General features: G+C 51.8%; 16 protein-coding genes. 11 read left to right on the top strand and 5 right to left on the bottom strand.

What is annotated here, in order from left to right; translation table 11 throughout:
• Positions 1-40: 40 nt before the first annotated feature.
• The 4 genes from EVJ22_RS05880 (at position 41) to EVJ22_RS05865 (ending at position 4024) form a co-directional block, all read left to right on the top strand.
• Entirely contained in the window at positions 41-289 is a 249-nt protein-coding gene (locus tag EVJ22_RS05880; protein WP_131443546.1) for a hypothetical protein, read from the top strand.
• A gap of 127 nt (positions 290-416) precedes the next feature.
• On the top strand, positions 417-1955 hold the full coding sequence (locus tag EVJ22_RS05875; protein WP_131443472.1) for a hypothetical protein: 1539 nt from the start codon (positions 417-419) through the stop codon (positions 1953-1955).
• A 249-nt stretch (positions 1956-2204) separates the two neighbouring features.
• The gene (locus EVJ22_RS05870; RefSeq protein WP_071399321.1) at positions 2205-3551 is read left to right on the top strand and encodes a PepSY-associated TM helix domain-containing protein; all 1347 of its coding nucleotides are present in this window, start codon (positions 2205-2207) and stop codon (positions 3549-3551) included.
• 5 nt (positions 3552-3556) lie between these two features.
• Positions 3557-4024 carry a hypothetical protein gene (locus EVJ22_RS05865; RefSeq protein WP_071399322.1) on the top strand — a complete coding sequence of 156 codons (468 nt, stop codon included), beginning with the start codon at positions 3557-3559 and terminating at the stop codon, positions 4022-4024.
• 43 nt (positions 4025-4067) lie between these two features.
• Here the strand turns inward: EVJ22_RS05865 and EVJ22_RS05860 are convergent, their stop codons facing one another.
• The 5 genes from EVJ22_RS05860 to EVJ22_RS05840 all read right to left on the bottom strand — a co-directional run bounded on the left by EVJ22_RS05860 (position 4068) and on the right by EVJ22_RS05840 (position 6659).
• The gene (locus EVJ22_RS05860; protein WP_131441014.1) at positions 4068-4424 is read right to left on the bottom strand and encodes a DUF1304 domain-containing protein; all 357 of its coding nucleotides are present in this window, start codon (positions 4422-4424) and stop codon (positions 4068-4070) included.
• A gap of 1 nt (position 4425) precedes the next feature.
• Positions 4426-4719 (bottom strand): putative quinol monooxygenase, encoded by a 294-nt coding sequence (locus EVJ22_RS05855; protein WP_071399330.1) that lies wholly within the window; start codon positions 4717-4719, stop codon positions 4426-4428.
• 15 nt (positions 4720-4734) lie between these two features.
• Entirely contained in the window at positions 4735-5373 is a 639-nt protein-coding gene (locus tag EVJ22_RS05850) for a nitroreductase family protein (RefSeq protein ID WP_071399331.1), read from the bottom strand.
• 22 nt (positions 5374-5395) lie between these two features.
• Positions 5396-5806 carry a MarR family winged helix-turn-helix transcriptional regulator gene (locus EVJ22_RS05845; protein WP_071399332.1) on the bottom strand — a complete coding sequence of 137 codons (411 nt, stop codon included), beginning with the start codon at positions 5804-5806 and terminating at the stop codon, positions 5396-5398.
• Between the two features lie 106 nt (positions 5807-5912).
• On the bottom strand, positions 5913-6659 hold the full coding sequence (locus EVJ22_RS05840) for a hypothetical protein (RefSeq protein ID WP_131443471.1): 747 nt from the start codon (positions 6657-6659) through the stop codon (positions 5913-5915).
• Positions 6660-6838: 179 nt separating this feature from the next.
• On the opposite strand from EVJ22_RS05840, the gene EVJ22_RS05835 reads away from it, so the two are divergent.
• The 7 genes from EVJ22_RS05835 (at position 6839) to EVJ22_RS05805 (ending at position 13024) form a co-directional block, all read left to right on the top strand.
• Positions 6839-7240, top strand: a complete 402-nt coding sequence (locus EVJ22_RS05835) for a GntR family transcriptional regulator (protein ID WP_131443470.1) — start codon at positions 6839-6841, stop codon at positions 7238-7240.
• Positions 7215-8096 (top strand): ABC transporter ATP-binding protein, encoded by an 882-nt coding sequence (locus EVJ22_RS05830; RefSeq protein WP_131443469.1) that lies wholly within the window; start codon positions 7215-7217, stop codon positions 8094-8096. Before EVJ22_RS05835 ends, EVJ22_RS05830 begins: the two co-directional genes overlap by 26 nt.
• Positions 8086-9213, top strand: coding sequence for an ABC transporter permease subunit (locus EVJ22_RS05825; protein ID WP_131443468.1), 1128 nt, complete (start codon positions 8086-8088; stop codon positions 9211-9213). The genes EVJ22_RS05830 and EVJ22_RS05825 overlap by 11 nt, the downstream gene beginning before the upstream one ends.
• 12 nt (positions 9214-9225) lie before the next feature.
• On the top strand, positions 9226-9702 hold the full coding sequence (locus EVJ22_RS05820) for a DUF4825 domain-containing protein (RefSeq protein ID WP_131443467.1): 477 nt from the start codon (positions 9226-9228) through the stop codon (positions 9700-9702).
• A 136-nt stretch (positions 9703-9838) separates the two neighbouring features.
• The gene (locus tag EVJ22_RS05815; RefSeq protein ID WP_071399338.1) at positions 9839-11512 is read left to right on the top strand and encodes an AMP-binding protein; all 1674 of its coding nucleotides are present in this window, start codon (positions 9839-9841) and stop codon (positions 11510-11512) included.
• Between the two features lie 80 nt (positions 11513-11592).
• Positions 11593-12171 carry a fatty acid metabolism transcriptional regulator FadR gene (locus EVJ22_RS05810; RefSeq protein WP_070327744.1) on the top strand — a complete coding sequence of 193 codons (579 nt, stop codon included), beginning with the start codon at positions 11593-11595 and terminating at the stop codon, positions 12169-12171.
• Positions 12172-12250: 79 nt separating this feature from the next.
• Positions 12251-13024: an electron transfer flavoprotein subunit beta/FixA family protein gene (locus EVJ22_RS05805; RefSeq protein WP_131443466.1), complete on the top strand. Its 774-nt coding sequence runs from the start codon at positions 12251-12253 to the stop codon at positions 13022-13024.
• Positions 13025-13032 lie beyond the last annotated feature (8 nt).

Genomic DNA, 13032 nt, shown 5'->3' with positions numbered 1-13032 from the left:
CTTACTACATATATAATAAGGAGAGATTAAATTGAATAGAATGCTACTTCGCAAAATCCAATTCGCCCTCCAGCACTACGGTGGGACGGCGTCATTGAAAGAAATCTATGAATACATCGAGCGCTCTTACTATCAACTTGAACTCGATCGTTATAAAGATTGGAAGGCTCACGTCAATAAACAGATTCGGGCCCATTCGAGCGATTCGGCTAGCTTCGCGGGGAAAGATGACTTGTTTTATGCCACGGGAAATAAGGGCATCTGGGGCCTTCGCCAACCGAATACCTAACCGAAAGCGGAACCATTTCAGTTGGTTCCGCTTTCAAAGTTTACAATACGTCACACCCCCTTGTCACAGAATGTTCAATCCTGTAAACTTCGAAACAGTGTGAAAAAAATGTATAAGGGGTTACTTCATGGAAATCGTTCAGCAATTATCGCAAATGCAATTACTCAACCAATTCTGGTTACTCGTGGCCTTCATCATCCCGATGGTCATTTTATCACGGATGGTCGTGGCCGGTTCACGGTTCTCACCAATCCTCGTCATCGTCATCTTCGGCCTTGGTCTCGGCTTCGCCATGGTCGAGATGGGCATCGCGACACCGGGTCTCCCTGAGTTCCCGCTCGTCGACTTCCTATCGCGCACGACGATCATCGCGCTCGTCGTCTCGTTCTTCGTCGGTGGGCAAGAGCTTCGTAAGATCTTAAGCAAGCAAGAGCTCGATATGAAAGACATCGTCGTCCCGTCGACAGAAGAGATGTTCCTCGGAACAGGGCGCACGCAGTTCATCTTCATCGTTCGCTCGTTCTTCTTGCTCGTCGGACTCGAAGGGTTCTTCCGCATGATGATCCAACCGGGAGCGGCAGAGGGCATCACGCTCTACTACCCGATCCTCGCGTTGATCGGTCTCGCGGCATCGTTCCTCTTGATCGACCATAAAGCACAGATCGACGACAAGCACGTCTATATGAAGAAAGGCTTGATCGAGACGTCGTTACTTCTCGTCATCTTGTTCATCTCGTACGCGATCGCTATGGCTGTTCAACCGGTCATCGCCTTGCCGCAAATCTTCTTTGCGATGCTTCTGTCATCAGCACTCGGTGCCATCTTCCAAAACTGGACGTACGGACCGACCGTCCGCGCGCTCTTGTTCGCCGGGATCCCGGTCGTGTTGGCGGCCAACTTCATGGTCGGTGGATCACGAATCGGTGACGCCTTCGCCATCGAAGGCATGAACTCGATTCTCGTTTACGGTTTCTTCGGTCAATTGTTCTGGATGTTCGGTGGGATCGCGCTCCTCATGTGGTTCGCACGCACGGGGCATATCCGTAACCTCGCACCAGGGATGGCGGGATCACTCTCGCACAGTGGTCTCACAGGTGCATGTACGGCCGGTGACTTCGGTCAAGTGGCGGCAAAACGTGCGCCAATCATGATCAACATCCCGTTCTTCGGTCACATCTTCGTGTTCTCGATCTTGGCAGTCAGTGCCGACAATGGGGCGCTCTGGATCTGGCCGACGGCGATCATCGTCTTGGTCGGTCTCGTCTTGACGGCACTCGCACTTAAAAACTTGCGCGGTGCGAACGGTGAGGACTTCAAAGAAGTGAAGGCGCTCATGCAGTTCTCGTTCGGTTGGCAGATGATGGCGGTCTTCGGTGGTCTCGTCATCCTCAGCTTCAGTACGATCGCGTTCGACTACACGACGATGGCGCAATCGTCAGCGATCTCGCACTTCGGTCTCTTCGCAGCGGTCCAAGGCGGTATGTTCGGGACAGAAGCGTCGCTTCTCATCCCGCTCATCTTCTCGATGCCGTTCCTCGTCCACCCGCTCGTGTTCTTCATGTTCGGGAAGGCGCTCGATAACAACGGTGAAATGCCGCGCGTACCAGTTTACGCGATGGCGCTCATCGGTGTCGTCGGTGTCTCGTTCGCGATTCTCGGCGTATAATCAAACAGCCGCTTCTACCAATGCGTAGAAGCGGTTTTTGTGTGCTTATTTTTCTCCTGAAGGTCGCCAATAAGGGGCTTTCATTTTACAAATCAACGCATGTGTTGTGTGATTTCGATGAATCTAACTTCACGTTTATTTCGCTGGATAGACGAATAACAGACACAAAGTAAGCGGTCACAATAAGTGTGAGTGAGTACAATTGATTTGTTCACATATTGGACACAATACATAACCGGGGGAAAGTTTATGACATCATCTTCATCAGGGCGTGACTGGTACCGTGCCGTTTGGCGTTGGCATCTGTACGCTGGACTCATCATCGCACCGTTCTTGTTGGTGCTCGCGGTCACAGGGGCCGTTTATTTGTTCAAGCCACAAATCGAGCAAGTACTCTACGCCGACTACTATCAAGTCGAACCGGCCGGAGAACGGATGAGTGCGACCGAATTGTTCAATAGGGTCCAATCCGAGTATCCGGACGCACCGGTCACACGCTATCGGCCTGGCGAATCGGCCGACCGCTCGACCGAGTTCCGCCTCATGACGGAAGACGGGGCGACGACGGTGTTCGTCGATCCCTACAAAGGCGAAATCATCGGGAGTCAATTGAACGCCGATCGATTCATGAGCCAGGTCGAATTGATCCATGGCGAATTGATGATCGGGACAATCGGTGACCGCATCGTCGAGCTCGTCGCCTGCTGGACGATCGTCTTGATGGCGACGGGGCTGTATCTATTTTGGCCACGAAACGGACTACAAGCACCGGGGACGTTATATCCGCGTTTGACGAAAGGCAAGCGGATCTTCCGGCGCGACCTTCACGTCGTCCCTGGATTTTGGGTGACGGCCGGACTGCTCTTTCTCGTCTTGACCGGTCTTCCGTGGTCCGGCTTTTGGGGAGCGAACTTCCAATCAATTGCGACGAACGCCGGTGTCGGCTATCCGCCGTCGATTTGGGGCGGTGAGACACCGACATCAAACGTGAAGACCGAGGACGTGGCGGACGTGCCATGGGCGGCTGAGACGTTGCCGGTACCGAACTCCGCCGTTGCCGGCTATGTGCCGCTGTCGCTCGACCAAGTCGACACGATCGCCGAAACGGCCGGGATGGACCCGAGTTATACGATCAGCCTACCGAGTACGTCAGATGGCGTCTTCACATTATCCGCTTATCCGGACCGGGCTCAGGATGAGGCGACGATTCATCTCGACCAATATTCAGGTGCGGTCCTCGCTGACTATCGCTACGACAACTACGGCATCGTCGGTAAGGCGGTCGCGCTCGGGATCACGCTCCACAAAGGGACGCAGTTCGGATTACCGAACCAACTGATCAGTCTCGCGATTTGTCTCGGCGTCATGCTTGTCGTCGTGAGCGGCGTGTATTTATGGTACTCGCGCAAACCGAACGCGAGAAGCGGGGCACCGTCTGCGCCAAGTCGGACAAAACGGAACGTCTTCTTCGTGTTGATCATCGGATTCGGCATCATCTTTCCGCTCGTCGGGTTGTCGCTCCTCGTCGTCGCCGCGATTGATTGGTTGATCGTCCGTCGATCGACTACATTACAACGATTTTTGAATGCGGGGTGAATCAGATGAAGCGAAAGCGATTACTCATTATTTTTAGTATGTTGGCGATGACGGTACTTTCGGCTTGTGCGGTCGATTCAAGTGCAAGTGAATTGTACAAACAAGAGACGCCGCTCCAAGCGACGCTTGATTTTCCAGAAGTCGTCGAAGCGGGAGAGCCGATCACGTTTGAAATCGGCTTGACGAAACAGGATAGCGTCTCACCAGACTTCGTGCATCTTGAATTACAAAAAGTGGACGGGACGTTATCTTACGGGATGCAGGAGGCGGCACGTCTCGATGACGGCACGTACGAACTGACGACGTCCGTCAAAGAGGACGGGCTCTACATCGCCCGCGTCCATGCCCAGGCGGACGGTTCGACCATCTTCCCGGCGAAGCAGTTCATCGTCGGAAAGTTGACGGAAGCCGAATGGGCCGCTTTATATGAAGGGGCTGCACCGGTCGAAGCGGTGACAGAACCGCACCATTAAAAAAGTTCTCCTTCCAAAGAATTGGAGGGAGAACTTTTTGGTATCACAGTAGCATGGACAACAGCGTTAAAATCGCCAATCCGCCTTGCGTGAGGATGATCTTTTTATTGCTTGTCACACTGCCATACAAAGCGACGAGCACGATATAGATGAGGATCATCGTGACGATTTCAATCGATTGACTCACGAACAGACCGTATAACAATCCGACACCAATCAATCCGTTATAGACGCCTTGGTTCTTGAACAGCACCGACACGGAGTCGCGCGCGAGCTCTTGTTCCGTCATGTTGAAGACGCGAGCCGTCGTTTTCGAACGAGTGGCGAACGTCTCTAAATACAAGATGTAGAAGAATTCGAGCGCGACGAGCGTTCCGAGGACGAGTGTGAGCGAAGACATGTTAGTTGGTCGAAGCGACTTCCGTCACATGGAGCACCGGTTTCGCCGTCACGTAGTTGGCTACGTTTTGGGCGAAAGCGATCAAGTCCGGGTTTTGGTTGTGGCGTTCGATTGCCGCTTGGTCGGCCCAGTTCTCGATCATGACGAAACGGTTCTCCGACGATGTCGATTGGAACAATTCATAGCTCAAGCAACCGTCTTCTTGTTTCGACGAGTCGATGAGCTTGTTGATATCGGCTAAGAAGTTGTCAAATTCCGTTTCTTTCACATCAAAAATGGCATTCACTAAGATCATGTTGAATTCCTCCGATTATTTAAAGTTTGTGATCGTTTCTGCGTCGAGACGGACCGATTGGTAGCCTGCTTCTGCCGCTTTACCGACCGAGAGAATCATGACCGGCACGTAACGGTCTTTGTCTAAACCGAATGCTTCAGCGAGCTGGTCTTTCTCAAACCCACCGATCGGGTTCGTGTCGTAACCGTGGGCACGGGCGACGAGCATGAACTGCATCGCAGCGAGACTTGAGTCGATTTTGACGATGTCGTTCATCTCTTGTTTCGACAAGTTTTTGTAGTAAGGAATGATAGCGTCGAGTTGTTGGTCGCGTACTTCTTGTGGCATCTTGCCTTCAGCGACGGCTTGATCGTAGATTGTTTCGCCGAGCTCGTAGCATTCCATGTCACCGAAGATGAGAAGCATCGCGGCCGACGTATCGTTTTGACGAACGTTGAAGCGGATGAGCGGTTTGAGCGTCTCTTTTGCTTCCGGGCTCTCGACGACGACGAAGCGCCATGGTTGCATGTTGACTGACGACGGAGCCGTCGTCGCTTCTTGGATCATCTCGAGCATTTCGAGTTGTGGAATTTTGACCGTTTCGTCATAGACGCGAATTGATTTTCTGTCGAGCATTACGTCCGTTAATGTGTTATTTTCAAATGTAGTTGCCATGGGTAATCTCCTCTTTCTCTCTTTAAATGTTGTTTAATTTTTGTAGCAGGGTGGATAGCTGTTGCATCTCCGACTCCGATAATACTTTGGCGATCAAATGGTTCGTCTGATCATGGTTTTGTTCACAGTGCTGCAACTCGCGTGTCGCTGTCTCCGTCAAGCGGACGAACACTTCGCGGTTGTTCGCGACGTTCCGTTCACGTTGGACATGGCCTTTCTCCTCGAGGATCTTCAAGTGACGGGTGATCGCCGCATTGTCGATCTTCATCTCTTGTTGGATCTCGCTTTGCGAGCAGACGCCTTTGTCGTTGACGATCATGAGCATCTCGTAGCGGGTCAGGCTGAAGCCTGTCTCGCGCTCGAACGATGTCGCGACGCGCTGGTCGGCGAGTTTGATTTGATAAAGTAATCGACTCATGTCTCGTAGTTCCATTGCGTCCCACCTTTCATGTTTGACTCATCAATCATTGACAAGTCAAATGTTAGCAAGTCTATTTGATTCTGTAAAGCAAGACGACTCGAGAAAAGACACTACCGGATTAGTCGGCAGTGTCTCGCTCGATTTTTGTCCCGTCAAATCGGTATTCGCTGATGAACGTCGTCTTGTCAAAGCCGTATAAGCGGTCGTGGCGGTTCAAGTCGTCGATCGTTTGGAGTGAATTGAACGACGGATCGCCGGCTTGGGGCGTTCGTGATACGTTCAAATAGCGCTCGGTGAAGTCGTCATCCTCGTTCGGAGTCCCGTCGAACGAGAAATGGATCGACTCCACGTCGTCCTCGAGCAGACGGATGATGTCGAGCACGCGCTGTTTCTGTTCATTGGTGTTGTCCCATGCTTCATGCAGCATGACGGAAGCGCCTAAAAACGTCTCTGGATTCAGTTCGAAGATAGACGTCGGTTTCTTTGTATTTACGTCGCGCATTCGCACCGCGTCTTCCGGTACGTTCGCCCGGACCGTCTCTTCACGTGACAAGACGTTCGCGGTGACGAGTCGGTCGTGTAGCGTCGTCTCGGCTTCTTTTACCCAGTAGGCAGGCATGACATCGTCCTGGATCGTGCCGTCCCCATACGTCCGCGCGGAATACGTCCCGCGAAGCGGTGTCGTCTCCAGTTTGAACGTCGCCTTGTATCCAGTCAGTTTCCAGTCCTGTGATACGTCGACATCGACACGCTCCCCGTACGTGTCATAGATGTAGTCTGTATAGCGCTCCGTCGCTTCGCTTCTCCCGTACATCGATCCGGCGACGAGCAAGCCGACTGCGCCAATTAACAACCTTTTCTTCATTTTCTGTTCACCTCTACTACAATGTACCCGAAAAGACCGAATCCCGTCTCGGTCCAAAGTCGTATTCTATTTATTCCCAATTTCCTGTAAACTGAAAGTGCCCTCTAAGAACTATTGCTTTTACGTGTACTAATACATATAATACACTTATACCACGTTTACAAGAGAGGGTGTGACCTATGTTATATAAGATCGATATGAAAAGTGCGGAACCATTATATGAACAAATCGTCAATCAGACGAAAGCGCTCGTCATCCGCGGCATCTTACGACCGGGCGACAAAGTCATGTCGGTCCGTGAGCTCGCGACGGACCTCGTCATCAATCCAAATACCGTCAGCAAGGCGTACCAAGAACTCGAGCGGCTCGGTTTGCTCGAGATGCATCGCGGGCGCGGGACGTTCGTCTCGAAAGACTGGGTTGACCAAAGCGTGTCGCGTGAACCGGTCATAGTTGCGATTAAGAAACTCGCCATCGACTGCCATTATGCGAATGTGGCGCTTGATGAGGCGATAACGATATTTGAGACAGAGTATAAGAAAGTAGGGGAGAACCATGCTGACAGTACAGCAACTGAGTAAGAAAATCGACCGCCAGACCGTGCTTGATGCGATTGACTTCTCGGTCAGACCAGGAGAGATCATCGCCCTCGTCGGTCGTAACGGGGCTGGCAAGACGACACTCTTGCGGACGATGGTCGGCATCATCAGACCCGACACCGGGGACGTCCGCTACGGACCGTCGAGTATTTTTGAGAAAGCTGAATTGAAACGGGACGTCATTTTCGTTCCGGATTCAGCCGACGCGCTCAAACATTACACCGTCAACGAGGCGATGGATTTATACGCCTCGATCTATCCGTCGTTCGACCGGGCCGCGTTCACTGAGACGCTCACGCGCTACAACATCGGCAACAAAAAGATCCGCCAACTGTCAAAAGGGCAAAAGGCGATGGTGACGCTGTCGCTCGCCTTCGCCGTCAAAGCGAGCTATTACCTGCTCGATGAGCCGACTGATGGACTCGATGTCGTCGCCAAGTCCGACGTCTTGAAATTGATGATCGCCCAAGTCGAGGCGCGCAACTGCTCGATTATCGTCTCGAGCCACCAGTTGCACGAGCTCGAACGGATCGCCGACCGCATCATCATGATTGAGAAGGGACGGGTCAAAGCGATCATGTCGCTCGAAGAGGCGCGCGAGTCGAGCGTCAAGCTGCAAGTCGTCTTCAACGACCAAGTACCGGTCGAACTGCTCGAACGAAAAGATATTGAAATCATCAACGTGACGGGACGCGTCGTCTTGTTCATGGCGAAAGAACGGACACAAGAGCTCGACGCGTTCGTCGACGCCCACGACCCGATGCTCGTCGAAGAGATTCCGATGTCGCTCGAAGACATCTTCCGTGTCCAATTAGGAGGTGAGGCAAGTGTCATTTAACGTGTTGTTGAAAAAAGATTGGAAACAAGTTTCGTTGTTATGGATTTTGCTTGTCTTCCTTGGGATTGTCGCGTACACGCTCCCGGTGTGGACACAAATGCAGTCGTTCGATGAACAAGTTCAGGACATTCAAATGAATCCGGACGAGTATGCCGAGTGGTTTAATGGTGATGCGTCGAACGCATCAGTTGAAGAGTTGTTCAACCCGCAATCTAGTTACTGGATTGGCGATTTACAGACACTCATCCCGTATGGTGGAGTCATCTTTCTCTATATCATCTTCGGCTTCTTGATGGCGTCTGTCTTGATTGGCAGTGAACGCAACAGCCAAATGTCTGACTTTGCGATGTCCCTCCCGTTCAACCGGAACCAGTTGTACATATCGAAATGGTTGATTGGGACGAGCGGCATCGTCGTCTCGACACTCCTTGGTGGACCGCTCATGCTTTGGATGATCCATGCGTCACGCTATTCGTTCTTAATTGAAGGACATTCGTTGAAAGTCGCAGCGCTCGTTGGTTTTATGCTATTGACCGGAATTGCTGTTTTCTCGTTGGCGTTATGGATGGGTTCGTTTGGTGGGGAGGCAATCTCGCAAGTGCTCTGGTCGGTCGTCGCACTATTGTTCCCTGTCGGCATCTTATTGCTGATTCAAGGATCGGTCATATCGTTCACTCAAAATACAGAGGGTGTATATAGTGTATTCGAACGTGCGATTGAAAGTGTGTTCTTGCGCGTGATTTCACCGCTTGCGAATGTAATTAACGTCGACACGTATAACCTATATACAGACAACAGCGTGTGGCAAGAGTTCCTAGCCGTTGCTCCATTAAGCGTACTTGCTTTTATTGTCCTATCGTTTGGACTCGGACTCCTTACATTCAACCGGGCCCCGCAAGAGAACAACGGCCGCTTCTTCATGTTCTCGAACTGGCTCTGGTTCGTTCATCTGATGATGGTACTTTGTTTCGCTATGCTTGGTGGGATTATCTTAGCGAATATCGCGTATTCGACGAACAGCATCCTTTACGTCGTCGGCTTCTTAATTGGCGGCTTCCTCGCCCACTTGCTCGCCAAACGTTTGCTCTATCGCTTCAACCTGCAACTCAAATCTTAAGGAGGACGTATCATGAAACGGTTCAGTCTGTTAGTCGTCGCATTGTTGTTTGTACTTTCAGGGTGTAGTGATCCCTCGAAGCGGCCCCCGAGTGCCTTTCAATACGAGGGCACATACGTCGGCGATATCAACGCTGTCGTCGGCATCGCCAAGACGTTGCCGATGCACAACTGTTATAAGTCGATTGAGCTGCAGACGAAAAAACGTCCCTATGGCTTGACCGTCCGTTATCATGATCCGGAGATTGAGCGCATCGAGCAGGAGCAACTCGCCATCCGTAACGCGGCGACGTATTTCACGCTCGTACAAAATACGGAGATCGTCCGTTTCGCGTTCCCGAACCGGACATACGCGTTCTCTCGTCCCGAGATGGAGGCGTGGCTCGGGATCGACTTCTCGACGATCGAGAAAGAAGAAGAGTTGATTGCCCGCTTGGATGAAAAAATTGGGAATGAAGAGCAAACTGAAGCGTACTTCAGACGCGTCTAAAGTGTATGGATTTTTGAATCCATGCACTTTTTTTCGATATTTTCTGAAAATTATCGGGTAAAGGGTAGATGAAAGCGTTTTCTTAGCATTATAATGGAATTAAATGAATGGCTATTCATTCTAAGGAGGAGAATCAATGGAAAAACCGTGGTTACAAGATTATCCAGCTGACATGCCTGAAACGATTGACTACGAGGTGAAACCACTCTATGAGGCACTCAGCCGCGCCGCTAAAGATTTCCCGGACCGGACCGCCGTCTCGTTTATCGGCAAGGATTTGACGTTTGCCCAAATCGATGATGCGGCCCACCGTTTGGCGACGATGTTGCAGTCGAGAGGGTTGCAAAAAGGGGACCGGGTCAGCCTGATGCTCCCGAACTGTCCACAGTACGTGATCTCGTTCTACGCCGTCCTGTATGCCGGTGGGACTGTCGTCCAGACGAACCCGCTCTACACCGAGCACGAGCTTGAAAACTTGATCACCGATTCCGGCGCGAAGATCGTCATCACGCTCGATCTCCTCTATCCGAAGTCGCTCCGGGTGAAAGAGAAGACGGACATTCAAACGATCGTCACGACGAGTATTGCCGACTACCTGCCATTCCCGAAAAATAAGCTGTACCCGATCAAAGTGAAACGTGAGAACAATATCGTCATCGATACGACGGGTTCGGTCGCGTTCAAGGACTTCAAGAACTTTGGACCGGTCAAACCGATCGAGATCGACCCGAAACAAGACGTCGCTGTGCTCCAATACACGGGCGGGACGACCGGACTGCCGAAAGGCGTCATGTTGACGCATTTCAACTTGACGGCGAACGTCGACCAAATTTCGAACTTCTTCTATAAATATAACCGCGGTGACGAGAAGCGCGTCTTGAGCGTCGTCCCGTTCTTCCACGTCTACGGCATGACGTGTTGCTTAAACTTCGGGATGGCGAACGGGTATGAACTCATTCTCGTGCCGCGCTTTGACGTCACCGACGTCTTGAAGACGATCAATAAGAAGAAACCACATTTCTTCCCAGGCGCACCGACGATGTATGTCGGCATCTTGAATGACCCGAAACTGAAGAAATACGATTTGTCCTCGATTGAGGCGTGTATATCAGGATCGGCTCCACTCCCGGTCGAAGTGCAAGAACAGTTCGAGGACATTACGGGCGGGCGCATCGTCGAAGGATACGGCTTGTCCGAGACGTCACCGGTGACGCACGCCAACTTCTTGTGGGATAAACGCATCGTCGGCTCGATTGGGGTGCCGTTATCCGATACTTCTGCTAAAATTGTAAAGGCAGACGGCGAGACACCGGCTGAAGTCGGTGAAATCGGCGAAGTGTTCCTGAATGGACCGCAAGTCATGAAAGGCTACTGGCAAAAACCAGAAGAGACGGCGGCCGTCTTGAAAGATGGATGGCTCGCGACCGGTGACCTCGGCTATATGGGCGAGGACGGGTTCTTCTATATCGTCGACCGGAAGAAAGACATGATTATCGCCGGCGGCTTCAACGTCTATCCGCGCGAGATCGAAGAAGTGCTGTACGAACATCCGGCCGTTAAGGAAGCGGTCTGTATTGGTGTGCCGGATCCGTACCGCGGTGAGACGGTCAAAGCGTTCATCGTCACGCGGGACGGGGTAAATGTGACCGAAGATGAGCTCGACAAGCATTGCCGTGAAAAGCTCGCGGCGTATAAAGTACCAAAGCTGTATGAATTCCGTGACGAGTTGCCGAAGACGTTCGTTGGTAAGATCCTGCGCCGCGTCCTCGTCGACGAAGAGAAGGCGAAACAAGTGAAACAAAGCAGTTGACACCTCTCTTTGACATGATAGAATAATAAATGAATGAACCATCATTCATTTTTCTGCAGCAATAAGGAGCATGGGTGTCTATGAAAAAGAATGTATCAAAAAGTGACCGCATTATCGATGCGGCAGTGAAAGTGATCGCGGACCATGGTTATCACGGTGCAAAGGTGACAGCCATCGCCAAAGAGGCTGGTGTCGCGGACGGAACGATTTATTTGTACTTCAAAAATAAGGAGCATCTGTTGATCGAACTGTTCCAGACGAAGATGGGCCTGTTCATCGACTACTCGAAGCAACAGATCGAGCAGGAGACGACGGCAGGCGACAAGCTGTACCAGTTGATCGAGTCGCATCTCAAGCAGCTGTCGGTCGACTACGACCTCGCCGTCGTGACGCAAATCGAGCTCAGACAGTCGAACTTGGCGCTCCGCCAAAAAATCAGTGAAGTGTTGAAGCCGTATTTGAACTTGATCGATGCGGTCGTCAAGCACGGCATCGAGACCGGGGAGTTTGACCAGGACCTCGACTACCGGCTGGCGCGACAAATGATTTTCGGCACGATCGATGAAGTGGTCACGAGTTGGATGGCGAGCGGCTTCAAGTACGACTTGATGTCGACGTTACCGAAAGTACACCATATGTTGAAAAAAGGGCTTGCTTAACCGTAAGCCCTCTCGCTAGCTCAAAAAATGAATGCTGATTCATGAATGATGGTGCGAACAACTTAAAGGGGGAACTACGATGAATATTTTTGTGTTGCTGAAGCGTACGTTCGATACAGAAGAAGCGATCCAACTTGAGAACGGGGAGATCCAAGAAGACGGTGCCGAATTCATCATCAACCCATACGACGAGTATGCGGTCGAAGAAGCGATCCGCAAGCGTGACGATCTCGGGGGAGAAGTCACGGTCGTGACGGTCGGACCGGACGACGCGGACAAAGAACTACGGACGGCGCTCGCGATGGGGGCAGACAAAGCGGTCCGCATCTCGATCGAGGACGATGTCGAGGACGCGGATCACGTGACGATCTCGAAAGTGCTCGCCACATACTTGAAAGAGCAAGCACCTGACCTCATCTTCGCCGGTAACGTCGCCATCGACGGCGGCAGCGGACAAGTGGCGCCACGTGTCGCGGAACTTTTGGACATGAACTACGTGACGACGATCACGAAGCTCGACATCAACGGCACGACGGCGACGGTCACACGTGACGTCGAAGGGGACACCGAAGTGATCGAAGTCAATCTCCCACTCCTCGTGACGGCACAACAAGGGTTGAACGAACCGCGCTATCCAAGCCTTCCTGGCATCATGAAAGCGAAGAAGAAGCCGCTCGAAGAACTCGAGTTGTCAGACATTGACCTCGATGAAGACGAGATCGGCGCGAAAATCGAGACGATTGAACGGTTCTTGCCGGAAGAGAAGAAAGCGGGACGTATCCTTGAAGGGGACACGTCGACACAAGTGAGCGAGCTCGTTCAATTACTTCGCACGGAAGCCAAAGTCATTTAAGGGGGACA

The organism is Exiguobacterium sp. SH0S7, assembly GCF_004337195.1.
GTDB lineage: Bacteria > Bacillota > Bacilli > Exiguobacteriales > Exiguobacteriaceae > Exiguobacterium > Exiguobacterium aurantiacum_A.
The sequence above is the reverse complement of the archived record's forward strand: the minus strand, read 5'-3'. Positions and strand labels throughout refer to the sequence as shown.

What these genes read in the sequence shown, in the direction of transcription:
- EVJ22_RS05880 (WP_131443546.1), top strand. Translation starts at nt 41, where the DNA reads ATGCTACTTCGCAAAATCCAATTCGCCCTCCAGCACTACGGTGGGACG.
- EVJ22_RS05875 (WP_131443472.1), top strand. Translation starts at nt 417, where the DNA reads ATGGAAATCGTTCAGCAATTATCGCAAATGCAATTACTCAACCAATTC.
- EVJ22_RS05870 (WP_071399321.1), top strand. Translation starts at nt 2,205, where the DNA reads ATGACATCATCTTCATCAGGGCGTGACTGGTACCGTGCCGTTTGGCGT.
- EVJ22_RS05865 (WP_071399322.1), top strand. Translation starts at nt 3,557, where the DNA reads ATGAAGCGAAAGCGATTACTCATTATTTTTAGTATGTTGGCGATGACG.
- EVJ22_RS05860 (WP_131441014.1), bottom strand. Translation starts at nt 4,424, where the DNA reads ATGTCTTCGCTCACACTCGTCCTCGGAACGCTCGTCGCGCTCGAATTC.
- EVJ22_RS05855 (WP_071399330.1), bottom strand. Translation starts at nt 4,719, where the DNA reads ATGATCTTAGTGAATGCCATTTTTGATGTGAAAGAAACGGAATTTGAC.
- EVJ22_RS05850 (WP_071399331.1), bottom strand. Translation starts at nt 5,373, where the DNA reads ATGGCAACTACATTTGAAAATAACACATTAACGGACGTAATGCTCGAC.
- EVJ22_RS05845 (WP_071399332.1), bottom strand. Translation starts at nt 5,806, where the DNA reads ATGGAACTACGAGACATGAGTCGATTACTTTATCAAATCAAACTCGCC.
- EVJ22_RS05840 (WP_131443471.1), bottom strand. Translation starts at nt 6,659, where the DNA reads ATGAAGAAAAGGTTGTTAATTGGCGCAGTCGGCTTGCTCGTCGCCGGA.
- EVJ22_RS05835 (WP_131443470.1), top strand. Translation starts at nt 6,839, where the DNA reads ATGTTATATAAGATCGATATGAAAAGTGCGGAACCATTATATGAACAA.
- EVJ22_RS05830 (WP_131443469.1), top strand. Translation starts at nt 7,215, where the DNA reads ATGCTGACAGTACAGCAACTGAGTAAGAAAATCGACCGCCAGACCGTG.
- EVJ22_RS05820 (WP_131443467.1), top strand. Translation starts at nt 9,226, where the DNA reads ATGAAACGGTTCAGTCTGTTAGTCGTCGCATTGTTGTTTGTACTTTCA.
- EVJ22_RS05815 (WP_071399338.1), top strand. Translation starts at nt 9,839, where the DNA reads ATGGAAAAACCGTGGTTACAAGATTATCCAGCTGACATGCCTGAAACG.
- EVJ22_RS05810 (WP_070327744.1), top strand. Translation starts at nt 11,593, where the DNA reads ATGAAAAAGAATGTATCAAAAAGTGACCGCATTATCGATGCGGCAGTG.
- EVJ22_RS05805 (WP_131443466.1), top strand. Translation starts at nt 12,251, where the DNA reads ATGAATATTTTTGTGTTGCTGAAGCGTACGTTCGATACAGAAGAAGCG.